General features: G+C 64.9%; 18 protein-coding genes. 14 read left to right on the forward strand and 4 right to left on the reverse strand.

Annotation, left to right across the window (positions count from 1 at the left end; all coding sequences use genetic code 11):
• Positions 1–67 precede the first annotated feature (67 nt).
• The 6 genes from AC1MLT_RS23770 (at position 68) to AC1MLT_RS23795 (ending at position 10,558) form a co-directional block, all read left to right on the forward strand.
• Entirely contained in the window at positions 68–2,107 is a 2,040-nt protein-coding gene (locus AC1MLT_RS23770) for a transglycosylase SLT domain-containing protein (protein WP_481037006.1), read from the forward strand.
• On the forward strand, positions 2,107–8,691 hold the full coding sequence (locus AC1MLT_RS23775; RefSeq protein WP_481037007.1) for a hypothetical protein: 6,585 nt from the start codon (positions 2,107–2,109) through the stop codon (positions 8,689–8,691). The genes AC1MLT_RS23770 and AC1MLT_RS23775 overlap by 1 nt, the downstream gene beginning before the upstream one ends.
• A gap of 5 nt (positions 8,692–8,696) precedes the next feature.
• Positions 8,697–8,951 (forward strand): hypothetical protein, encoded by a 255-nt coding sequence (locus tag AC1MLT_RS23780; RefSeq protein ID WP_481037008.1) that lies wholly within the window; start codon positions 8,697–8,699, stop codon positions 8,949–8,951.
• Complete coding sequence (locus AC1MLT_RS23785) at positions 8,944–9,150, forward strand: PC4/YdbC family ssDNA-binding protein (protein ID WP_481037009.1); 207 nt, start codon at positions 8,944–8,946, stop codon at positions 9,148–9,150. Before AC1MLT_RS23780 ends, AC1MLT_RS23785 begins: the two co-directional genes overlap by 8 nt.
• Before the next feature lie 54 nt (positions 9,151–9,204).
• Complete coding sequence (locus tag AC1MLT_RS23790) at positions 9,205–9,843, forward strand: hypothetical protein (protein WP_481037010.1); 639 nt, start codon at positions 9,205–9,207, stop codon at positions 9,841–9,843.
• A 202-nt stretch (positions 9,844–10,045) separates the two neighbouring features.
• A complete protein-coding gene (locus AC1MLT_RS23795) occupies positions 10,046–10,558 on the forward strand; it encodes a hypothetical protein (protein ID WP_481037012.1) in 513 nt (170 codons plus the stop codon).
• Positions 10,559–10,702: 144 nt separating this feature from the next.
• Here the strand turns inward: AC1MLT_RS23795 and AC1MLT_RS23800 are convergent, their stop codons facing one another.
• From AC1MLT_RS23800 to AC1MLT_RS23815, 4 genes are all read right to left on the reverse strand, one after another.
• Entirely contained in the window at positions 10,703–11,035 is a 333-nt protein-coding gene (locus AC1MLT_RS23800) for a hypothetical protein (RefSeq protein WP_481037013.1), read from the reverse strand.
• A complete protein-coding gene (locus tag AC1MLT_RS23805; protein WP_481037014.1) occupies positions 10,983–11,672 on the reverse strand; it encodes a hypothetical protein in 690 nt (229 codons plus the stop codon). Before AC1MLT_RS23805 ends, AC1MLT_RS23800 begins: the two co-directional genes overlap by 53 nt.
• A 399-nt stretch (positions 11,673–12,071) precedes the next feature.
• Entirely contained in the window at positions 12,072–12,197 is a 126-nt protein-coding gene (locus AC1MLT_RS23810) for a YHYH domain-containing protein (RefSeq protein ID WP_481037015.1), read from the reverse strand.
• A 36-nt stretch (positions 12,198–12,233) separates the two neighbouring features.
• Complete coding sequence (locus AC1MLT_RS23815; protein WP_481037016.1) at positions 12,234–12,455, reverse strand: hypothetical protein; 222 nt, start codon at positions 12,453–12,455, stop codon at positions 12,234–12,236.
• A gap of 167 nt (positions 12,456–12,622) precedes the next feature.
• Here AC1MLT_RS23815 and AC1MLT_RS23820 point away from each other — a divergent pair, with 167 nt between their 5' ends.
• The 8 genes from AC1MLT_RS23820 to AC1MLT_RS23855 all read left to right on the forward strand — a co-directional run.
• Positions 12,623–12,790 carry a hypothetical protein gene (locus AC1MLT_RS23820; RefSeq protein WP_481037018.1) on the forward strand — a complete coding sequence of 56 codons (168 nt, stop codon included), beginning with the start codon at positions 12,623–12,625 and terminating at the stop codon, positions 12,788–12,790.
• 51 nt (positions 12,791–12,841) lie between these two features.
• Complete coding sequence (locus AC1MLT_RS23825) at positions 12,842–13,711, forward strand: replication protein RepA (RefSeq protein WP_481037019.1); 870 nt, start codon at positions 12,842–12,844, stop codon at positions 13,709–13,711.
• A gap of 434 nt (positions 13,712–14,145) precedes the next feature.
• Complete coding sequence (locus AC1MLT_RS23830) at positions 14,146–14,532, forward strand: YkvA family protein (RefSeq protein WP_481037021.1); 387 nt, start codon at positions 14,146–14,148, stop codon at positions 14,530–14,532.
• A gap of 549 nt (positions 14,533–15,081) precedes the next feature.
• Positions 15,082–16,875 (forward strand): phosphoethanolamine transferase, encoded by a 1,794-nt coding sequence (locus AC1MLT_RS23835; RefSeq protein WP_481037023.1) that lies wholly within the window; start codon positions 15,082–15,084, stop codon positions 16,873–16,875.
• A gap of 242 nt (positions 16,876–17,117) precedes the next feature.
• Positions 17,118–18,632 carry an ArnT family glycosyltransferase gene (locus AC1MLT_RS23840; RefSeq protein WP_481037024.1) on the forward strand — a complete coding sequence of 505 codons (1,515 nt, stop codon included), beginning with the start codon at positions 17,118–17,120 and terminating at the stop codon, positions 18,630–18,632.
• A 5-nt stretch (positions 18,633–18,637) separates the two neighbouring features.
• Positions 18,638–19,738, forward strand: a complete 1,101-nt coding sequence (locus AC1MLT_RS23845) for a glycosyltransferase family 2 protein (protein ID WP_481037025.1) — start codon at positions 18,638–18,640, stop codon at positions 19,736–19,738.
• Between the two features lie 350 nt (positions 19,739–20,088).
• Entirely contained in the window at positions 20,089–20,724 is a 636-nt protein-coding gene (parA, locus tag AC1MLT_RS23850) for a ParA family partition ATPase (protein WP_481037026.1), read from the forward strand.
• Positions 20,715–20,901 (forward strand): hypothetical protein (locus AC1MLT_RS23855; RefSeq protein WP_481037027.1); only part of this gene is annotated, 187 nt, incomplete at its 3' end. The genes parA and AC1MLT_RS23855, both read left to right, overlap by 10 nt.

Here is a 20,901-nt window from a genome sequence, read left to right on the forward strand (position 1 = left end):
AAAAATTCCAGGACTGGGTCCCGGCGCGTTCAGGATGCGCACCCCCCAGGGTCAAGACGTCACGCCGATGGCCCAGCCCGACATGCAGGTGGGCGAGGCCACGGCACGGTTCGGCAGGACTGTCGTCGGCATCGCCGAGCCTGTGCTGGCCCAGGCCGAGCGCGACGCCGACGCAAACTCAATCTTCGCAGCCCGCCGCCAGCTCGACGACTGGGAGCGCGCAAACGTTTTCGACCCAGAGGGCGGCGCCATCGCCAAAAAGGGTGCGGACGCATTCGACCTACCAAGGAAGCTGCCGCTGGACTTCGACGCGGCTGCCAACAAAATTGCCGATGGCCTTGCATCTCAACGGCAGCGGCAGGTATTCCGGGAAATCGCCGGTGCACGCCGTGAGCAGGTGGGCGCCTTCGCCGATCGTCACGCGCTGCAGCAGCGCCAGGTCTACAACGAAGGACAGTTCAACGCCGAGATCGATTCGAGCCTGAACCGGTCGGCCATGCTGGTGGGCGCCGGCGACTATCAGACGGCGAAGGCGGAGACCTCGATCGCGCAAACCCGCACGGTCGGTTACATGCGCAGCTTGGGCAAGTCCGAAGAGGAGATCGGCGAAGCCACGCGCAAGGTCGCCAGCAAGGCCGGCGTGCTCGCCATCAGCGCGCTCCTCGAGCAGGGCAAGGCGACCGACGCCGAGAAGTACCTGACCGACAACGCCGGCAGCATGCAGGCCGACGACCTGCTGCGCATGCAGGGCGCAGTGAAGAAATCAGCGGTGTCCCGCGACTCGCAGGTCATCGCCGACGAGATCTACCGCAGCGCGGTCGCGCCCGCGCTGGCCCCGCCCGACTCGGGTCGGCTCGAAAACCTGGTGCGCCAGGCCGAGTCCGGCGGCAGGCGCAACGGGCCAGACGGGAAGCTGCTACAGGGACCGATAACCCGCTCGGGCGAGCGTGCCCAGGGCGAGATGCAGGTGATGCCGTCGACGGCCCGCGACCCCGGCTACGGCATCAAGCCGGCCGACCTGTCGGGCACGCCGGAGCAGCAGGCCGACGAGATCGCACGGGTCGGCCGGGAGAAGTTGCCCGCCATGCTCAAGCGCTACGCGGGCGACGTGCCCAAGGCACTGGCGGCCTACAACTGGGGCGAGGGCAACGTCGACAAGGCCATCAAGGCCAAGGGTGCCGACTGGCTCACCATCGCGCCGGCGGAGACGCAGGCCTACGTTCAGAAGATCACGGCGCAGTACGACGGCGGTGCCGGCGCGGCGCCGCTCCCCACGCTTCAGGCGCTTCACGATCAGGTGCGCGCACGCATCCCAGCTGATCGCCCCGAGCTGCGAAAGCAGGCAATCGAGGAAACGACACGTCGGTATCAAGAAGGCCTGACGGCGCAGAAGCAGGTGGACGAGCAGAAGCTGGTCGGCGCCCTCGACTGGCTGGTGAAGAATGAAGGGGCGTTCGCACGCATGCCGGCCTCGCTCCGCAATGGCATCCCGGCGGCAAAGTTCGACGACGTCATGACCTTCGCCGGCAAGGTGGCTGCGGGCGTCCCCGTGCAGACGGACTGGGATGCCTACGCCAACCTGCGCGCCCTCGCCGTCACCGATCCGGCGAAGTTTGCCAAGACCGACCTGCGCGGGTACTTCGCCACCATCGCGCCGGCGCAGCGCGAGCAGCTGATCGATCTGCAGCTCAAGACGATCAACCCGACCACGACGCACGAAGTCGCCACGCTCGACGCGCAACTGGGCAACGCGCACGACCTGCTCAAGCTCGGGCCCTCCGACAAAGAGCGCAAGGGCAAGTTCGACACCGTCGTCATGACCGAGCTCTCCGTCGCGCAGAAGGAGAAGGGCAAGCCCCTGACCTACGAGGAACGGCAGAAGGTGATCGATCGCAACCTGCTCACGACCGACGCCGGCGCCGGCTGGTTCAGCCGCGGCAAGCGCGTCTACGAGACGGTGGGGACGGCCGACGGCCTGACCGCCAAGCCCGTGCCGACCGACGAAGACAAGCGGCTGATCAAGGCCGCCCTCGCAGCCGAAGGCGTGAAGACGCCTACCGACGCCCAGATCGTGGGCCGCTTCAACCTCAAGCATGGACTTCGCTGATGACCAATCCATATTCGCTCGACCTGATCGAGACCGCTCCTCAGGCGGCCAGCAACAACCCGTTCGCGCTGAGCTCAATCGAGGCCGATCAGCAGACCGCTGTCCGGGGCTCCCTCGCGTCGTCGATGAGCGCCAACCCCGACCAGGTGGCACGGGCCCGGTCGCTCGCCGCCGAGACGGGGCTGCCTGCCGCGGCGATCGAGCGCAACCTGCCAGAGGTCGAGCACTCCACCAAGCTCGACGCATACGCCCGCATGATCGCAGACAAGCCAGTCACCCGGCAGTTCCTGACGCAGCCCGAGAACGCACGTGTCGCGCACGACGACGTCGAGAGCATGTCGCTCATCGAGACGCTGGCCAACTCGTTCCGCCGCGGCGTGCCTGGCCTGCAGCAGGGGCTCGCCGCGACCGCGCTGCGTGCCAACGCCGGCCAGCTCGAGCAGTTCGACGCCGTCGCCGCGCGCATCGACGGTGGCGAGAAGCCTGCCAGCATCCGCGCCGCCGACGACCCGATGGGCGTGGCCTACATGTCGCCCGAGCAGCGCACGCGGATGCGCGCCAGCATCTCGACGCCGCTGGCCGGCAACATCGCCACGGTGGCCGACACGCAGAAGGAGCGCCAGGCCATCCCGCAGCCGGGCGTGGTGGGCGACGTCCTCGACGCCAAGACCTTCGGCGCGGCGTTCAGCGCCTTCCTGACGGCGCCGGTGCAGTTCATCGCCAGCATCGGCCCGGAGAGCCTGATCAGCAGCGCGCCCGGGTTGCTGGCGGCCATCCCCGCCGGCATCGCCGCCGGCCCGGGTGCTGCCGCCGCGGTGATGGGCGCAGGCTCCTTCGCCACTGACTTCGGCTCCAGCATTGTCGAGGCGCTGACGAAGTCCGGCGTCGACGTGGCCGACCCCACCGCGCTGGCCGCCGCGACGCAGAACGGGCCGTTGATGCGCGAGGTGGCGGCCCAGGCCTTCGCTCATGCGTCGGTGGTCGGCTCAGTCGACGGCGCGAGCGGTGGGCTGGCGAGCAAGGTGGTGCTGCCGCAGGTGATGGCCGCGCGCCTGGCCACCCGGCCGGTCGCGCGCGAGCTGACCAACGCCGCCATCCAGGTGCCGGCCCAAGGCGCCCTCGGCGGCATCGGTGAGGCGGGTGGCCAGATCGCCGCCGGCCAGGACATCCAGCCGGGCAGCATCCTGGCGGAGATCGTCGGCGAAGCCTTCACCGCACCGGCAGAGGTCGGCGGCATCGCCGGGCGCCGTGTGGTCGAGCGCATGCAGGAGGCCCGCGCCGCCGGCGCCGCCGCGGTGCGCGTCGAGGAGGCGCTGAAGGTGGCTGAGGCGAGCAAGCTGCGCGCGCGCGACCCCGCAGCGTTCCGCGAGTTCGTCGACCAGGTCGCTGACGGCGGCGAGTTGCCCACCGAGTTCTTCATCGACCCGCAGACGCTGGCGAACACGTTGAACCAGTCCGGCATGACGGTGGCCGAGCTGCAGGCCCTGGCGCCGAGCGTGGCCGCGCAGATGACGCCCGAGAACTTCGTGCCGGGCGCGGACCTGCGCATCTCGGTCGCCGAGCTGCTGGCCGCGCCGGCGGAGGTCACCGCGCCGCTGGTCGACCACCTGCGCGAGTCCGAGGGCGCCATGACGCGCGCCGAGGCGGCGCAGTACCTCAGCGAGAAAGGCGCCGCCATCCAGCAGGAGGTACAGGCCGAGCTGGGCCGTCAGGACGGCCGCGCCGCCTACCAGGCAGAGGTCGACCAGGTGCGCGACCAGTTCCAGGCTCAGCTCGACAGCGTTGGCCGGCACGCACCGGCGGTGAACACCGCGTACGCGACCATGCTCGGCAACTTCTATGCGGCGCAAGCCCGGCGCGCCGGCCTGACGCCACAGGAGCTGATGCTGCGGTATCGCCTGGGGGTGACCGCGCAGGAAGGCACCGGCCGGCAGCGCCTGGATCAATCCGCTCCGGCCGGGCGCACGATCACCGCCGCCGACTTCCAGCGCATGCCCGCTGACGCTCGCGGGGCGCGCGACCTGAATGCCTTCTCGGAGATGGTGGTGTCCGAGGTGGCAGCGGCGTTGAGCGCCGGGCAGGCGGTGACGCTGTACGCGGACGGGAAGCCTGTCCCGATCGTCTCTGTCAGCGCCGGCATGATGGCCGACGCCACCGGGCAGCGCTGGGGCACCATGGCGCTGGCCACCGGCACCGACGCCAGCAATCGGGTGCAGATCGATTCGCCGTCCGGTTCCACGGCTCTGGCTTCGCCCGCACCGTCAGGGAAGTCCAGGAGCGGCCCGCGCGCCTCACTGTCCTTCGGGGAGGACATCACGGCCACGCCCAGCGTGATCGCGCTGCTCCAGGGCGCTGACCTGAGCTCCTTCCTGCACGAGTCCGGCCACTTCTTCCTTGAGGTGCAGGCCGACCTCGCCGCGCGCATCCAGGGCAAGATCCTCGACGGCGACACCGTGACCGACGGCGAGCGCCAGATCGTGGCCGACATGGAGACGGTGCTGGCCAGCTTCGGCGTCACCGGCACGCCCGACCAGTCCTCTCTCACGACCTGGATGTCGACCCCGCTGGAACAGAAGCGCGAGCACCACGAGACCTTCGCCCGGTCCTTCGAACGCTACGCCATGGAGGGCAAGGCGCCCAACCAGGCGCTGCAGGAGATCTTCCAGCGCTTCCGCGCGTGGCTCACGCAGGTCTATCGCACGCTGAAGGGCCTGGACGTGGAGCTCGACGACGACGTGCGCGCGGTGTTCGACCGCATGCTCGCCACCGACCAGGCCATCCAGGAGGCGCAGGACGCGCGCAACATGGGGCCGCTGTTCTCCACGCCCGACCAGGCCGGCATGACCCCGGAGGAGTACGCCGCGTACCAAGCGCTCGGCCAGCGCGCCACGGACGAAGCCGGCCGGGAACTCGACACGCGCCTGCTGAAGGACTTGAAGTGGTTGCGCACCGCGCGCGACAGAGCGCTCAAGGCTCGGCAGAAGGAAGTGGCCGCGCTGCGCAGCGAGACCATGATCGAAGTGCGCAGCGAGGTGATGGCCGAGCCGGTCTATCGCGCCTGGCAGTTCCTGACGGGCAAGGTCAGCCCGGAGGTCTCCGCAGTGATGAAGAAGACCAGCGCGCGCACGCTGGACCCGGCACGCGACAACCTGTTCACCGCCATCTCGAAGCTCGGCGGCTTGAACAAAGCGGTGGTCGAGAGCCAGTGGGGCAAGCAGGACAAGCTCGACAGTGGCGTCTTCGGCATGCCGCTGCTGCGCCAGGAGGGGCTGTCAATCGATGCGATGGCCGAGCGCCTCATCGAGGTGGGCTACCTGATGCCGGACGAAGAGGGCAAGGCCGACCTGTCGGTGTTCGAAGAGCTGTTCGCCGACCAGGCGCGTGGCGTGGACCGGTTCTCCATCCAGCACGACTATGCCGGCGAGCAGCCGACCGAGTCGCTGGTCGATCCCGACGCTCTGCGCGGCAAGCTGAAAACGGACGACCTGAAGCACCGGTATGGCGAGGGCGAGAACGCCGTGTGGCGCGTACTGTCCGCCCGACGCATGACCAACGCGACCGGCTTCGATGCCGACGTGCTGGCCGAATCGTTCGGGTTCGCTTCCGGCGATCAGCTGGTGCAGGCGCTGGCCGCCGCGCAGCCGCCGGCGGAAGCGATCGACGCGCTGACCGACCAGCGCATGCTTGAGCGCCATGGCGACATCGGCAGCAAGGCCGAACTCGACCGGGCCGCCGACGAGGCCGTCCACAGCCAGCTGCGCGCCCGGGTGATCGCGACGGAACTGAAGGCGCTCGAGAAAGCCACCACGCGGCGCGAGAGCGGCGACAGCTTGTACGGCGGCGGTACTGTCGACGTGATGGCCCAGGCCGCGCGCAACTTCGCCCGCGAGGCGGTCGGCCGCGTGAAGCTGAAGGACCTGCGGCCCAACGTCTATGCCGCAGCAGAGGCGCGCAGCGCGAAGCTCGCCCAGCAGTCGCTCGGCAACGTGGCCGAGGCGGCGATGCACAAGCGCAACCAGCTGGTGAACAACTTCGCCACGCGCGCTGCCTACGACGCCCAGGCCGAGATCGCCAAGGCCGACGCATTCTTCAAGAAGGTGCTGGCCCAACCGATCGCGATGGTGGCCAAGAGCCGCGACGCCGGCACCGTGCAAGCCGCGCGCGCCATCCTGGCCGAGTTCGGCATCGGCGCCAAGGGCGAGCCCGCGGCGAAGTACCTGCAGACCCTGGCGGCCGACGACCCCGGCATGCACGCCGTGCTGGGCGACAAGATCGAGGCGCTGACCGCCACCGCGAAGCCGGCGAAGGAGATGAGCGTCGACGAGTTCCGCGCGCTGGCCGACGAGATCCAGGGCCTGTGGCACCAAGCGCGCCGCGCGCGCGAGGTCGAGATCGACGGCGAGATGCTCGACATCGAGAAGGTGAAGCTCGAACTGGTGCAGACGCTGACCGCCCGCGGCATTCCCGCCATCGCGCCGGGTGAGGGCCGCGCCGTCACCGAGAGCGAGCGACGCCTGACGAAGCTGCAGACCGCGCGCGCCGCGCTGCGCCGGGTCGAGGCCTGGGTGCAGGCGCGAGACGGCACCACCGGCATCGGGCCGTTCCGCCAGTACATCTGGCAGCCGATCAAGGAGGCGGCCGACGCCTACCGCGCCGACAAGGCGATCTACATCCGCCGGTACAAGGAACTGCTCGAAGGCCTGAACCTGGGCAAGGCCCGCATCGAGGCGCCGGAGCTGGGCTACGTCTTCGGCTACTCGCGCGGGGGCAGCGGCAAGGCGGAGATCCTGCACGCCATCCTGCACACCGGCAACGCGAGCAACCTGCGCAAGCTGCTGCTGGGCCGGGGCTGGGCGACGCAGAACGAGGTGACGGGAGAGCTCGACACCGGGCGGTGGGACGCGTTCGTGCGCCGCATGATCGCCGAGGGCGTGCTGGGCAAGAAGGAGTTCAACTTCGCCCAGGGCGTGTGGGACCTGTTGGAAGGCACCAAGGCGCTGGCGCAGCGCACGCACCGCGACGTCTTCGGTAACTACTTCGACGAGGTGACGGCGGACAGCTTCACCAACGAGTTCGGCACCTACCGCGGCGGCTACGTGCCGGCCATGATGGATGCCGAGGTGGTGAAGGACGCCGCGACGCGCGCGCTGCACGAGGATGAGCAGCAGACGATGGCCTATGCCTTCCCATCGACGCAGAAGGGCTTCACGAAGTCGCGCGTGGAGAACAACAAGCCGCTGCTGCTGGACCTGCGCACGCTGGGTGGCCACATCGACAAGGTGCTGCTGTTCTCGCACATGGAACGCCCGGTGCGTGACGTGCGCAAGGTGCTCGGCAGCCGGGAGGTGTCGGATCTGTTGCACCGCGTCGACCCGACGGCCTACGACGGGTTGCTCACGCCCTGGCTCAACCGCGCCGCGCGACAGGTGGTGGAGACGCGCATCCCCGGCGACAACGGCCTGCTGCGCACCTTCTCCAAGATGCGCCAGCGCGCCGGCCTGGCCGCGATGTTCGGCAACATCTCGAACGCCGCCCAGCAGATCACCGGCTTCAGCCTGGCGCTGCTCAAGGTCAAGCCCCGGCACCTGGGCCACGGGCTGGTCACCTACCTCATGGCACCGCGCCAGACCGCCCGCGTCGTGGCCGAGGCGTCGCAGTACATGGCCACCCGCATGGACAACGAGGTGCAGGTGATGACCGACGCCATCGACGAGATCCTGCTGAACCCGAACCTGTACGAGAAGACCCAGCAGTGGGTCGCGAAGCACGGGTACTTCCTGCAGGCCGCCGTCGACAACGTCATGGGCCCGATCATCTGGACCGGTGCCTACAACCAAGCACTGGAGGAGGGCCGCAGCACCACCGACGCGCGCCGGCTGGCCGACTCGGCGGTGCGCGAGACCCAGGGCTCGACGCTGCCCGAGGACGTGTCGCGCATGGAGACCGGCAACACGTTCGTTCGAATGTTCACGCAGTTCGCCGGCTACTTCAACATGCAGGCGAACCTGCTGGGCACCGAGTTTGCGAACATGATGCAGGAGCTCGGCATGCGCAAGCGCGCCGGCAAGGGGCTCTACATCTTCACGCTCGGCTTCCTCGTGCCGGCTATGGCCGCCGAGCTGATCGCCCTTGGGTTCAAGGGCGGGCCGGAGGACGACGACCAGGATGGCGAGATCTGGGACGACTGGCTGATGGCCGTGGGCGTGAGGGCGCCGGTGAAGGGCGTGTTCGCGATGGTGCCCGGCCTGGGCCAGGTGATGACCGCCGGCCTGAACTCGCTCAACGACAAGCCCTACGACGACCGCATCAGCGTCTCGCCGGCGATCTCCATGCTGGAGTCCGCGATCGGCGTGCCGACGCAGGTCTACAAGGCGGTCGCCGCCGACGGCGAGGTCAACGGCCGGAAGCTCGTGCGCGACCTGGCTACGCTGATCTCGATGACCACCGGCATCCCTGCGACGCTCGTCGCGCGGCCGGCTGGCTACGCCCTGGGCATGGCGCAGGACCGCATCGAGCCCACCAGCGCGCCTGACACAGTGCGCGGCATGTTGACAGGCACGCCCAGCCCAGAATCGAAGAAGTGAGGACCATGATGCGACCAGACCAGATTGAACGCCTAAAGGAAATCCGCCAAGCCATCGCGGATGAGATCGGGGCGATGGCTGACACGCCACGCATCGACCGCGCCGTCAAGCAGTCACGCGAGGGAAAGGGGCGGGGCCAGCACCTGCGCGCTGCCCAAGGCTCTATCCGGATGGTGGAGAGCGTCGACAAGCTGCTCGGCGACATCGCCGGCATCACGGGGCTGCCAAAACCCAAGTACCCGGGAGGCAAACGTGTGTGAGGTCATCGCCCGCATCAAGAAGTCGCGGCTTGCTGAGATCCGCGTGACCAGGGACCAGTACCAGGGACGCGAGGTAGTCGACATCCGCGTGTGGGTGCAGGAGCCTAGCGGCGCATGGAAGCCGAGCACGAAGGGGGTGCAGTTCGACGAGAAGCGGCTGGATGCAGTTCTCACCGGGCTGAAGCTGGCAAAGCGGTGAAGAGTCGAAAGCCAGCCTGCGATCATCCATTCCTTTCAACCCCTGGAGGCGAACTTGGACCAGCCCGCGTGGAAGATCCGCTGCATCTACATGACGTCGTCCAATATCGGCCGGTCACCGACGGGCCCCTCAACACCCACAGCCGAAGAAAGTGCCGCATATGCGGCAGCACTGGGTCGAGCTTTGGCCGAGTGGCAGTTCATTGAGTCGGGCTTGGTCGAACTCTTCGAGCATGCCCTCGGCGGAGCGCGCCATGCTGGGGCGGTCGCAGCCTTTCATGTGCCTCAGGGGTTTCGTACACGTCTCGACATGTGCACTGCAGCCGTCAAAAAGTCGGGTGCACCAGACGCATGGATCAAGCGCTGGAAGGAAATCGCCTCAGGACTGAAGGCCCTCGGAGACAAACGCAACATCGCTTCGCACGGCATCACGATTTTCGACGCGTGTCGTCCAGTGGGCCAGCGTCTGTTCATGACGACCAACATCAACAACCCCGACAAGCGTCAAGACATTTTCGATCACGCCGTCGGGGTTGGGGCACGCACGCTGCACGAACAGGCCAAGGAGTACTCCGCTGCCTACGAGGACCTGACGGCATTCCGTATGCGATTCGCCTGGGCGATCCGTGATGGCTTTCCTGATGGTGACGTGGTGCCAGACGAGGCCATGGGGATCAAGCAGCCCCCGGGGTGACGCGGGCGCGCGTGTTTTTCTATAGAGGCCCCGTCGGGGCCATTGTAGCGACTCCACATATACATATCTGCACATATGAACACAGCGGTAGGATGGTCCTGCCAGCGGCAGCGTGTGGCGGTCAGGGCAAGGAAGCTGGATGCGCTGGCCGGGCCATCATTCGCTTGAAACCATACTTCCGCATCCAACAACCGGAGCAGAAATGTCAGACAGCATCACCACGGGACTCATTGCCGGCACGGTCACCTTGGTGGTGGCATTCCTGACCCAATTCGTCGCCGAGAAGTACAAGCGCTTCCAGGACGGGTCTGCTCTGGCTGCCGGCCTTGCTGGGGAGTTGAGCTCCTACAAAGAGGCGCTTCCCATACTGCTGACGACGTTGAAAGAGTGGGGCGCCTTGCCGTCGGGACATGAACAACTGTTCCTCAGGCCGATGGATAAACCGGCCGACGTCTACTACACGGCCTCGGTAGGCCGAATCGGGTTGTTGGGAACCGAATTGGTAGAAGACGTCGTTTACGTTTACTCGAACATCAATGCCTTCAGGGGCGGCTTCGATATCTTGTCGAAGTCGTTCAAGGAAATGAGTACGGCTGAATTTCGAGTGCGCGCATCTGCTTGCTACATGGTCTTGAGCCAGGCCAGCGTACGCGGCGAAGCGTTGATCCCGAAGCTTCGCCAGCGCGCTCTTCAGCGGTTTTTTGGATTTTCGTAAATCGCCGCTGGTGAGAAGTCAGCCGAGTCGGCCGGCTGCACCTTGTACGCGTCGGTCACCTGCCGAGAAAGCCAACCTGAGCCCGGCAATAAGATCAATGCGTAGATGATCATATATGTATCTACTCATATACTCCTGCAGTTATCAGGTACGGAGCCGGCTCACCGGTGCGGTGCGCCATGGGTGGTTCGCACCCGGACCGCCCGCGAGCACGCCCTGGTTCCGCTCCTCTGGTGTGAATGCCCGGTCTGCGCTGCTAGGGCGCTCGCTGCTCTGGCTCTCGATGAACGGCACGTCGATGGAGCCACGCAGCATCGCGTGCAATTCGACTTCGACCTTCAGGGAGTTGATCAGCGTCTGGGCGGTTTCGCACACGGCTCGCTGTCTCGCGATGTCGAGCGGCTTCGTGTCGTCATCCAGGGCTTCAAGCACCTTGAATAGGTGGCCCCTCATGCTTTCGATGTTGCGCTTGGACATGGTGCAGTTTCCTTTCGACTTGGTGGAGAAGACTGATGAGCGATTTCAGTTCGGGCGGGTAGGCGCAAGACCATCGGCGCTTCGGGCTGTGCAGCATGTACGACGGTTCACGGGAAAGGGCCAACGTGTGAGCCCGCCCATAGATGGCCTGAAGACTGCGCCCCGGGAACAGCTCGGCGAACTGAGCGATCGGGGTATGGGGGAAGTGATTTCGCAAGATCTCGTCTTCTTCGCGCGACCAGAAACCAGCGGCCTGCAAGCCCATGCGCCAGGCGTATTGCCTCATCCTGGGAACGGAGCAGCAAAGCATGGCGGCCAAGAACGAGGTGTCGACTTCGCCGTAAAGCGCTTCGAGCATGGCGCGGCTCTCCGCACTCCAGTTTTCTCGAGCTGGTGCTTTTCGAAGTCCCAGGATGCCCAGGCGCCGATGGCGGATGGCTTCTATGGATCGGCCAAGGGCGGCTGCCATCTCCGCGTCTGTCATCGACCCGGAGTGGAGCTCGATGAATGCTTCGTCCTTATCAGTCCAGCACCGCGCGCGTTTCTGCGCCTTCCCGGTCGCTCTTTTCCGCATAACGCTGCCGCCCCCAGGCGGCGTGGGGGCGTCGATGGCCTGCTGATTCGCGTGCTTTGGCATGCCGCCAGTTTCTGGGGCGACGGCACCGATCGCCACGGCGGAAGACCGGATGGGCGACGGCCTCAGTTCCCGGCACTTGGGCGCGGGCGTGCCCACGCGGGCGCGTTCAGGCTATGGCATCCACTCAGGCGCCGGGGTTGCGAACGGAAAAACTTGTCACCGCCTTTCTTGCCCAGGCTGGACATTTTGGGAGCGTAGCCTGCTAGGACTTAAAGCCCGTACTGCGCCCCGTGAGGCAGCAGAGCTAAGTGTTCAGCCGTGGTTACCAAACCGTTGGTTGACGGGGCCAAGGCATAGGAGCAGCCAGCACGCAAGCTATTTAGGAGGATGAACGGACCAAAGCTGTTCCGACGGGGACAAAAAAGCCCGCGCGAAGCGGGCCTTGTAGGTAACTGCCTGTCAGTGGCAATGGTATGACCCATTGCTGCGATCATGGTGGCAGCCATTCTTGTCAGTCCCTCCTGAATGGGCAAGAACCCCTGCGCATGCAAATAGGGCAACGAGACCGGCAGCAATCAATTTCATTTTGATCTCCGAGGTGGGCTGTGCTGCCAGTGCAAGCTATTTGTGCGTGCCGTACTGGCTACCGCCATTGGGGGCTGAATAAGTGCCGCCCTTATGGCTACTACCACCAGAACTGCCCTTGTAAGTGCCGCCATGGCTGCTGCTGTGAGAGCTTCCGCTGTAGCTGGTACGCCCACCGCCACCACCCTTTGCGAACGAGGGCGTCGTCAAAGCGACAGCCAAGGTCAATCCGAGCGCGATCGCCAGTGTTCTCTTCATGTAGTTGTCTCCTGTTAAGGCGCTCATATTTGAGCGCGATAACATTATGAAACAAATGGCATCGAGAAGAAGGCAAAAGTAGACGAAGTTTTCTCGGCCCTGCTCACCATCACTTTAAACGTTTACATACATATATATGACTATGCGCATATCCTCAGGAGAGCACCATGTGGACTTGCAAAGCCTGCGGACTTGGGATGATGTTCAAGGCCGTTACCCCTGAGATCGACAAAGACGGCTGTTACTTCCTGTGTATGGGCTGCGGCCATCGCAATGTGCTGGTGAACGTCGGTACCGAGCGCGGCGAGATCGCGCTGGCCCAACCCGAAGACTGAGCCCCAGTCTCTGCCAAACTCACGGCTGGACCAAAAGCCGAAAGCCCATGCATGGCAAGGAACCCGAAGCCCGATGCCGTGGACCGGCTGATCACTCAAACTCTGGCCATTGAGGAAGAGGAAGCGCGCGGCGCCGGCGCCCTGGGCTTCATGGCCCGCGCCATGGTGCAAGCGACACTCCCCCACCGGAAAGTCGCCGGCAACGAGTTCGAGCGCAGGAACGGCGCCTTCACCCTCTCCTTGATGGCGCCGTCAAAAATCGGCCTCCCATACGGCACCGTGCCGCGTCTGCTCCTGGCCTGGCTGACCACGGAGGCCGTCAAGACACAGAGCCGCGAGCTCGAGCTGGGGGAGAGCCTGAGCGGGTTCATGCGCCAGCTGGACATGCTGCCTACCGGCGGCCGCTGGGGGAGCATCACGCGGTTGAAGGACCAGACGGCCAGGCTGTTCGCATCGACCGTCTCGGCAACCTACGTCGACACCGGGAAGCGGGCAGAGATGGGCTACCGGCTGACCGACAAGTCGCTGCTGTGGTGGGATGCCAAGGGGCCCGACCAAGCCGCCCTGTGGCGCTCGTCTGTGACTCTGACCGAGCCGTTCTTCAGGGAGATCATCGAGCACCCTATCCCGGTCGATATGCGGGCCATCCAGGCACTGAAGCGGTCGCCCTTGTCGCTCGACATCTACTGCTGGCTGACCTACCGCGCCAGCTACTCCAAAAAGCCCAGCACGATCCCCTGGGCGGTGCTGGCCATGCAGTTCGGGTCCGATTACGCCCGAATCCGGGACTTCAAAGCTTCCTTCCTGGTCGAGCTGCGCAAGGTGGCAACCGTCTATGCGGGGGCGCAGTTCGAGGCCGCCGAGGATGGCCTGATCGTCAAGCCGTCGGCGACCCACATCGGCCGGCGGTCAGCGCCCTGACCACGCATAAACGGTCGCGCACCCTCCCCTGAAAAGTTGCCCACAGAGAGCTGTGGATTGCTGGACTTGTCCACGCATGAACGGTCGCGTCTATAGGGGTTGTCCACGCATAAACGGTCGCGTAGTCGCGCATAAACGGTCGCGCCCCTATATAGATCCTGTATCTCACCTGTATCTAAGACCCCTGTAGAAGGAGCTGCGCCTTCTGTGGACAGCTGTCGCTGCCCACGATCCGGCTTGCACCCACTATCAACAACTGTTTTTGAAGATCCAAAACGAGGACCAAAGCCAAAACGAAAAGCCGCTAACGTTGTCGGTGTAGTCAGTTCCAAAGTGGGCAGGCCACCAAGCTCTGTTGCCCGACATTTGAGGTCCTGACTCTTTCCGCGGTGACATTAGTAGAAAGTGGTCTAGGCGGTAGCATGCTCGCGACAATGCGCATCACCGACAGACTCCGAGGCTGGGCGCGGCGCGTCAAGCGCGACGGCGTCACGCTTTGGTTCGCGGCTCGGCACCCTCACACACCCTGGCACGCCAAGGCGCTTGGCGTATTCGTCGTGGCCTACGCGCTGAGTCCGATCGACCTGATCCCTGACTTCATCCCAGTCCTGGGGTACGTCGACGACGTCCTGCTGTTGCCGGCCCTGATTTGGCTCGCCATCCGGCTGCTGCCACCGCCAGTGCTCTCGGAATGCCGCCTCAAGGCCGACGATTGGATGAGAACGAAGGGAGCGAAGCCCTCCAGTCGACTGGGCGCGGTGTTCGTTGTGCTGCTGTGGGCAGGCGTGACCGCAATGGTGCTCAGCTGGTGGCTGTCTTGAAGCTGCATGCAGGCTGCTGGACCGCGCTGGTCTTGCAGCAGCCTTCTCGGCCGGTTTCGAGAGGGCGGTGCAGGATTAGCCGATCCAAGCTGGTGGATCCAGGAGCACTACCGGCGAAGTCACTACGCCGCATCGCGCCACCGATCACGCACCGTTGACTACGATGCCTTCCACCATCGCCATGCTAGCCCTGCGAGTGAAGCATGCGGACTGCTCGAAAAGGCGATCTAGCGCGATGGCGTCAGTTGATAAACCACATAATCAACAACGTAGCTTTTGCAAAAATTCGGCAGGTCTTTACGAAGTAAGACGAGCGCTTGGAAGATGAAAATCCATCCGTCTTCAGACGGCATCAATAGGCGCGTTCACGGACATGGCAACTTTGAGAGCTGCCAGTGCCAAAAGTATTAAGCGGGTGAGAGGGCTGCACCGCAGCCTGAGCGATCAATACCATGGCTTGCTGTGTCCATGGCGTGACACACATGGAGCCCGAAACCAGCAAGCTGAACGAACCCTGAGTTGGTCGTTCAGGCAACTCTCAGTCCTGTTTTGCACGATTTGAGGGTGAATACTTCCTTATCGACGCCTGTACTCGCTGCAGCACCTCTCGCATCCTCCCAAGCACCTGACGCCACGCTTTATGTTCGCCGTCCCAGCGGCTGGCGTGCTGTCGACGCTTGGCTTTCCCGGCCGCGCTCGCCGCGCTTCATCGTCGGGGCCTTGAGCCTCTACCTGCTGCTGGTAGCCAACTGGCCACTGTGGCTGGAACTGGCCCGCATTGGCGGCGCGCCGAGCCTGTACCTGACTCCGATCGCCATCATGGCTGTGCTTGTGCTCTTCGGCACCGCCGCCGTGCTGGCGCTGACCGCCTGGACGCGCGGCATGAAGCCCGTGTGGTTCGCCGTCGTGCTGGTCGCCGCCGTGGCACAGCACTACATGCTGACCTACCGCGTCGTGATGGACCCGACCATGATGGCCAACGCGCTGCAGACCGATTTTCACGAGACGCGCGATCTGCTCGGCTTGCGGCTGGTCATCAATGTGGCGCTGGTGGCGGTGCCGGCAGGCTTGTGGCTGTGGCGTGTGCGCATCCTGCCGATGCCTGTATTCGGCCAACTCTGGCGCAACGCGGCGATGTGTGTCGCGGCGCTGGCGGTGGTGGTGGCGAGCGTGCTGGTCAGCTCGCGCGAACTCGCCCCTCTGATGCGCAACCACATGTCACTGCGCTACCTGATCAACCCGCTCGCAACCGTCTACTCGACCGGCCGTGCGGTGTTGAAGCCAATGTTCGCCCACACCCGCAGATTGCTTCCGACCTCTGCCGGCGCGGCGCTCGGCGCCAGCTACGCGGCGCAGTCGAAGCCGCCGCTGTTCGTGGTGGTGGTGGGGGAGACCGCGCGCGCCGACCACTTCGCGCTCAACGGCTACGGGCGCGACACCACGCCCGAGCTCGCCGCGCGCGGCGTGGCCAGCTGGGCCAACGTCCACTCGTGCGGCACCAACACGCTGGCGTCGGTGCCGTGCATGTTCTCCCCGCTGGGCAAGGCCGACTACGAGAGCAACAAGGACGACCGCGAGAACCTGCTGGACGTGGCGCAGGCCGCCGGACTGGCCGTGCTGTGGGTCGACAACCAGCCCGGTGGCTGCAAGGGCGTGTGCGACCGCGTGCCCAACGCGGACGCCCGCGTGGGCCTGGACGCCGCCGACAAGGCCGCGCTGTGCAGCGACGACGAGTGCCTGGACGACGCCCTGCTCGTGGGCCTGGAACGCCGCATCGAGGCCTTGCCGCCCGAGCGCCGCGCGCGCGGCGTGCTGCTGGTGATGCACCAGATGGGCAGCCACGGCCCGGCCTATTTCAAGCGCTCGTCGGCCGACATGAAGCGCTTCGCGCCCGAGTGCAAGACCAATGTGCTGGCCGACTGCAGCCACGGCGAGCTGATCAACGCCTACGACAACTCCATCGCCTACACCGACCGCTTCCTCGGGCGCACCATCGACTGGCTCAAGACGCAGTCGGCGCGCCACGCGACCGGGCTGCTCTACCTGAGCGACCACGGCGAGTCGCTCGGCGAGTTCGGGCTGTTCCTGCACGGGCTGCCCTACCAGATGGCGCCCGAGGTGCAGAAACACGTGCCGATGGTGGCGTGGTTCGACGCCAGCCTGCAGGCGCGCGGCGGGCTGTCGACGGCCTGCCTGAAGGCCGACCGCGACACCGCGCTCACCCACGACAACCTCTATCACACGGTGCTGGGCGTGATGGACGTGGCCACGCCGAGTTACCAGCCCGAGCGCGACGCCTTTGCCAAATGTCGCGGCGCTGCCAGTGAGCAAGTGCCGCGCTGAGGTGCACGACGCAGGCACACGCCTGCCTGCAGAGCCAAGTCAACGCTTCCTGCCTTCATCGTCACCGGTTCTCCCGCAGCGCTGAGCATGAAGTACGGCGAGTCGCCGACTCACCAGCCCGTTTTGGGTATGCCAAACGCCGGGGTGCCAACTCATGCAGGCACGACAGCTAGACGACACGATTCAACCGAAGAGACTTGACTTTGAGATCTGAAGCTTCATCGGGTTTCTGGCGTTTGCGCTTGTCCCGATCCATCGACAGCGACAACGCGCTCCCATGGCTGATCCTTGCCGCCACCGCCTGCCGATTCTTGATGGCGGCGACCTCGCCGCTGACGCCTCAGGAAGCCTACTACTGGACCTGGAGCCGATTTCCGGACTGGTCTTACTTTGACCACCCACCGCTGGTCAGCCATGGCATTGGCTTGACCACTCTCCTCTTGGGTCAGACGGTTTTTGGCATCAAGAGTGCGGCGGTGCTGTGGTCGCTGGGCTGGAACCTACTCTGGGTGCGCTTGGTCTCGTCCATGTACCGCAACCCGTCCATCACGTTCTGGACCCTGCTGGCCCTGAACCTGACGTTGCTCTACGAGCTGTACGGGTTCGGCCCGACCCCCGATGGGCCCTTGTTGCTGGGATGGATCGGTACGGTGTGGGCGGTGTGGCGGCTGACGCAGACCGGTCGCAGCAAATGGTGGTACGCGGCCGGTGTCTTTGCTGGCATCGCCTGTTTGGGCAAGTACGCGGGCGTCTTGCTGTTCCCGGTGGTCGGACTGTATGTCTTGGCCGTGCCATCGCTCAGACGCTGGCTCAGGCGACCGCAACCCTACATGGCCATGGCCATCGCGGCCTTGATCTTCTCGCCCGTGGTGATCTGGAACGCGCAGCACGACTGGGCTTCCTTGGCGTTCCAGAGCACCCGGCGGGTGGGCGAGATGTCCGCGTGGAAGCCGCGGTTCTTCGTCGTGCTCGTGGTGACGCAATTCCTGCTCATCACGCCTTACCTGTTCGTCCTCTCACTGGCGGCTTTGTGGCGCACGCTGCGCGCCTGGCTGAGACGAAACATCGAGCCGCATGAACTCCTGCTGCTCCTCAGTGCACTGGTGCCCTTGCTGGTGTTCGTCGCTTCGAGCTTTCGCACCAACGCCAAGATCAACTGGCTGATGCCGGCCTGGTGGGCCTTGATCGTCCTGGCCATGGCTGGCACCGCGACGCTCCACAAACACGTTCGGTGGCGTGGCTGGGGACTGGCCACCTCGGCACTGCTGCTGGTGACAGGCATGGCGCTCGTGACCATCCCCAACCTTCCCCTGCCCGGCGACCTGAACATCTGGAGCGGCTGGAAGGCGGCCGGCGTGCGCGTCGATCAGTTGGTGGCTGCCGAACGCGCGCAGGGTCGCCGGGCCTTTGTTTTCTCTCCGACCTACAAGACCAGCTCGCTGCTGTGGTTCCACCGGCCCAGTCAGGAGAAAACCTACGCCCAGGACGTCATGGGACGCAAAGCCCTTCAATACGGCTACTTCCCCCGCAAGGAAACGCTGCGCGGTGCCACCGGCTTTCTCGTTCTGTCCGACCAGGCGCAGTCCGCCGTCGACCTCTATGCGATCCGCGCGCTGTTCGAGACGGTGGAGCAGGTGGATGTGGAGGAAGTGGGTGCCTTCGGTCGCACCACGCGCCGCATCGAGATCTGGAAAGGCACCGGCTACCGGGGTGACGCCGCGCCAGCCACCTCGCTGGTCGAAGAAGCGAGCCCGTGAGTCCCATGGTGCAACTCTCCATCGTCGTTCCGACCTACAACGAAGTCGACAACCTCATCGCGCTGCGCGACAGCGTGGCCGCCGCGCTGGGGGATGTCGCTTGGGAGCTGTTGATCGTGGACGACGACTCGCCCGATGGCACCGCCGCCGCCGCGCGCCAGTTGGCGCAGTCTGATCCCCGGGTGCGTTGCCTCCATCGGATCGGCCGACGCGGGCTGGTGTCGGCCTGCATCGAAGGCATGCTGGCCTCGTCGGCGCCCTTGGTGGCGGTCATGGACGGCGACCTGCAACACGACGAGCGTCTGTTGCCGAGGATGCTGCAGATGCTCGATGCCGATCCACAGCTCGACATCGTCGTGGGCAGCCGCTACGTCGAAGGCGGGACCGTCGGTGCCTGGAACCGATCACGCGCCCTGTTGAGTCGCTGGGCCACCCAGCTCAGCGCGGTCATCCTCAAAGCCGATGTGAAAGACCCGATGAGCGGATTTTTCATGATCCGCCACGCGTCCGCACTTCGCAGCATTCGGGCGGGCATGTCCGGGGTGGGCTTCAAGGTTCTCCTGGACCTGTTCGCCAGCGCGCCGACCCCGTTGCGGTTTCGCGAACTGCCTTACCGATTTCGAAACCGCGTTGCCGGGCAAAGCAAGCTGGATACGGTGGTTGCGTGGGAATATGTTCTCATGCTGCTCGACCGTCTTTTGGGCGGCGCCGTGCCCATTCGATTCATTGCTTTTTCGCTGGTGGGCGCGGTGGGATTTGCCATTCACATGACTTTGCTCGTCACGCTGTTCAGCGGTTTTGCATGGTCTTTTTCGGTCGCTCAGACAACGGCGACGATTGCCGCGATGACGAGCAATTTCATGCTTAACAATGTGCTGACCTATCGCGATCTCCGGCTGCGTGGTTGGAAGGTTGTCAGCGGATGGGTGTCCTTCCTGTTCGCATGCAGCGTAGGCATCATTGCCAATGTTGGTATTGCAGCGTGGCTATACCAACAAACACCCAGCTTATGGATTGCCTCGGCAGTGGCAGGTGTTTTGATTGGTGCCGTGTGGAATTACGCGATCACCAATCTCTACATTTGGAATAAGCCGCGTGCCTCATGAATTCGCCAGAGAAACTAACAGACAGTCTTGAGCACTCGAATGATAAATTAATGTGACTTGATGATAAAAACTCTTAAATAATCAATAAAGCGATTTCTTGCTGCTTTTTCAAGCTCCAGCCCGCCATCGACTTATCTTGCGGATTCCGCAAGATGGCCACGCGGGGAGCGGCGCATCTCCGGAAATTCCGGAGATAGGCAATCGCGCACGTTGACCATCGGCCGCATCTCTTCATGGTGAAGAGATGGAATGACGTGGTGCTGGACCTGATGGGCGGCCGCGCTTGCTGCTGGCCGATACAATGGTGGCGATGTGCTCATCTGCACATATACGCACATACACATTACCTCATGAAGATCATCGCACTCCTGAATGAGAAGGGCGGCACTGGCAAGAGCACGATCGCCACCAACATGGCGACGGCGCTGCACCGGGCGGGAAAGCGCGTGGTGCTCATCGACGCTGATCCTCAGGGGACGGCCCGCGACTGGCGAGCGGCGAGTCCTGAGGGCGCCGACCTGCCGCCGGTGATTGCGATCGACCGCGCGCAGATGCTGTCCAGCTCCCTGGCCGGCGTCTCGGCAGACATCGCCGTGATCGACTCGCCAGCTAAGGCCGAGAGCATGGCCGCCGCCATCGTCCGCGTCGCGCACGTGGCGCTGCTGGTGATCCAGCCGTCTGGAGCCGACGTGTGGGCCAGCGCGGCCGCTGTTCGCCTGATTCAGGCCCGCAAGGATGCCGGCGGCACGATCGACGCCGCGTTCCTGGTGAACCGGGTCAGTGGCCAGACCAAGATGTCAAAGGCCATCACCGACGGGGACTGGAACGAGTACGGGATAGACCAGCTCACCAGCACCCTGGGCAATCGCGTCGTCTTCGCCGAGGCGCTGACCAACGGCATGTCGGTGGTGGACCTGCCCGACGCCGCAGCCAAGCAAGAAATCTACAACGTGATCGAAGAACTGGAGGCCGCGAAATGGCTATGACTGGAATCAAGGTGAAGTCGAAGCCGCTCGACCAGGTGCGTGCTGACGTGCCGGTGGATGAGGTCGCGACCGGCGAACAGGTACGCTTCAACGTCATCATCGACAAGGCAACGCGCAAGGCGTGGAAGACAGCCGCCGCCGAGCGCGACACAACCGTGGCTGACATGCTTCGTCAGG

The organism is Variovorax sp. PEI5 (assembly GCF_056679935.1).

What these genes read in the sequence shown, in the direction of transcription:
- AC1MLT_RS23830 (WP_481037021.1), top strand. Translation starts at nt 14,146, where the DNA reads ATGCGCATCACCGACAGACTCCGAGGCTGGGCGCGGCGCGTCAAGCGC.
- AC1MLT_RS23795 (WP_481037012.1), top strand. Translation starts at nt 10,046, where the DNA reads ATGTCAGACAGCATCACCACGGGACTCATTGCCGGCACGGTCACCTTG.
- AC1MLT_RS23800 (WP_481037013.1), bottom strand. Translation starts at nt 11,035, where the DNA reads ATGTCCAAGCGCAACATCGAAAGCATGAGGGGCCACCTATTCAAGGTG.
- AC1MLT_RS23845 (WP_481037025.1), top strand. Translation starts at nt 18,638, where the DNA reads ATGGTGCAACTCTCCATCGTCGTTCCGACCTACAACGAAGTCGACAAC.
- AC1MLT_RS23820 (WP_481037018.1), top strand. Translation starts at nt 12,623, where the DNA reads ATGTGGACTTGCAAAGCCTGCGGACTTGGGATGATGTTCAAGGCCGTT.
- AC1MLT_RS23775 (WP_481037007.1), top strand. Translation starts at nt 2,107, where the DNA reads ATGACCAATCCATATTCGCTCGACCTGATCGAGACCGCTCCTCAGGCG.
- parA (WP_481037026.1), top strand. Translation starts at nt 20,089, where the DNA reads ATGAAGATCATCGCACTCCTGAATGAGAAGGGCGGCACTGGCAAGAGC.
- AC1MLT_RS23815 (WP_481037016.1), bottom strand. Translation starts at nt 12,455, where the DNA reads ATGAAGAGAACACTGGCGATCGCGCTCGGATTGACCTTGGCTGTCGCT.
- AC1MLT_RS23810 (WP_481037015.1), bottom strand. Translation starts at nt 12,197, where the DNA reads ATGAAATTGATTGCTGCCGGTCTCGTTGCCCTATTTGCATGCGCAGGG.
- AC1MLT_RS23825 (WP_481037019.1), top strand. Translation starts at nt 12,842, where the DNA reads ATGGCAAGGAACCCGAAGCCCGATGCCGTGGACCGGCTGATCACTCAA.
- AC1MLT_RS23780 (WP_481037008.1), top strand. Translation starts at nt 8,697, where the DNA reads ATGATGCGACCAGACCAGATTGAACGCCTAAAGGAAATCCGCCAAGCC.
- AC1MLT_RS23770 (WP_481037006.1), top strand. Translation starts at nt 68, where the DNA reads ATGGCCCAGCCCGACATGCAGGTGGGCGAGGCCACGGCACGGTTCGGC.
- AC1MLT_RS23805 (WP_481037014.1), bottom strand. Translation starts at nt 11,672, where the DNA reads ATGCCAAAGCACGCGAATCAGCAGGCCATCGACGCCCCCACGCCGCCT.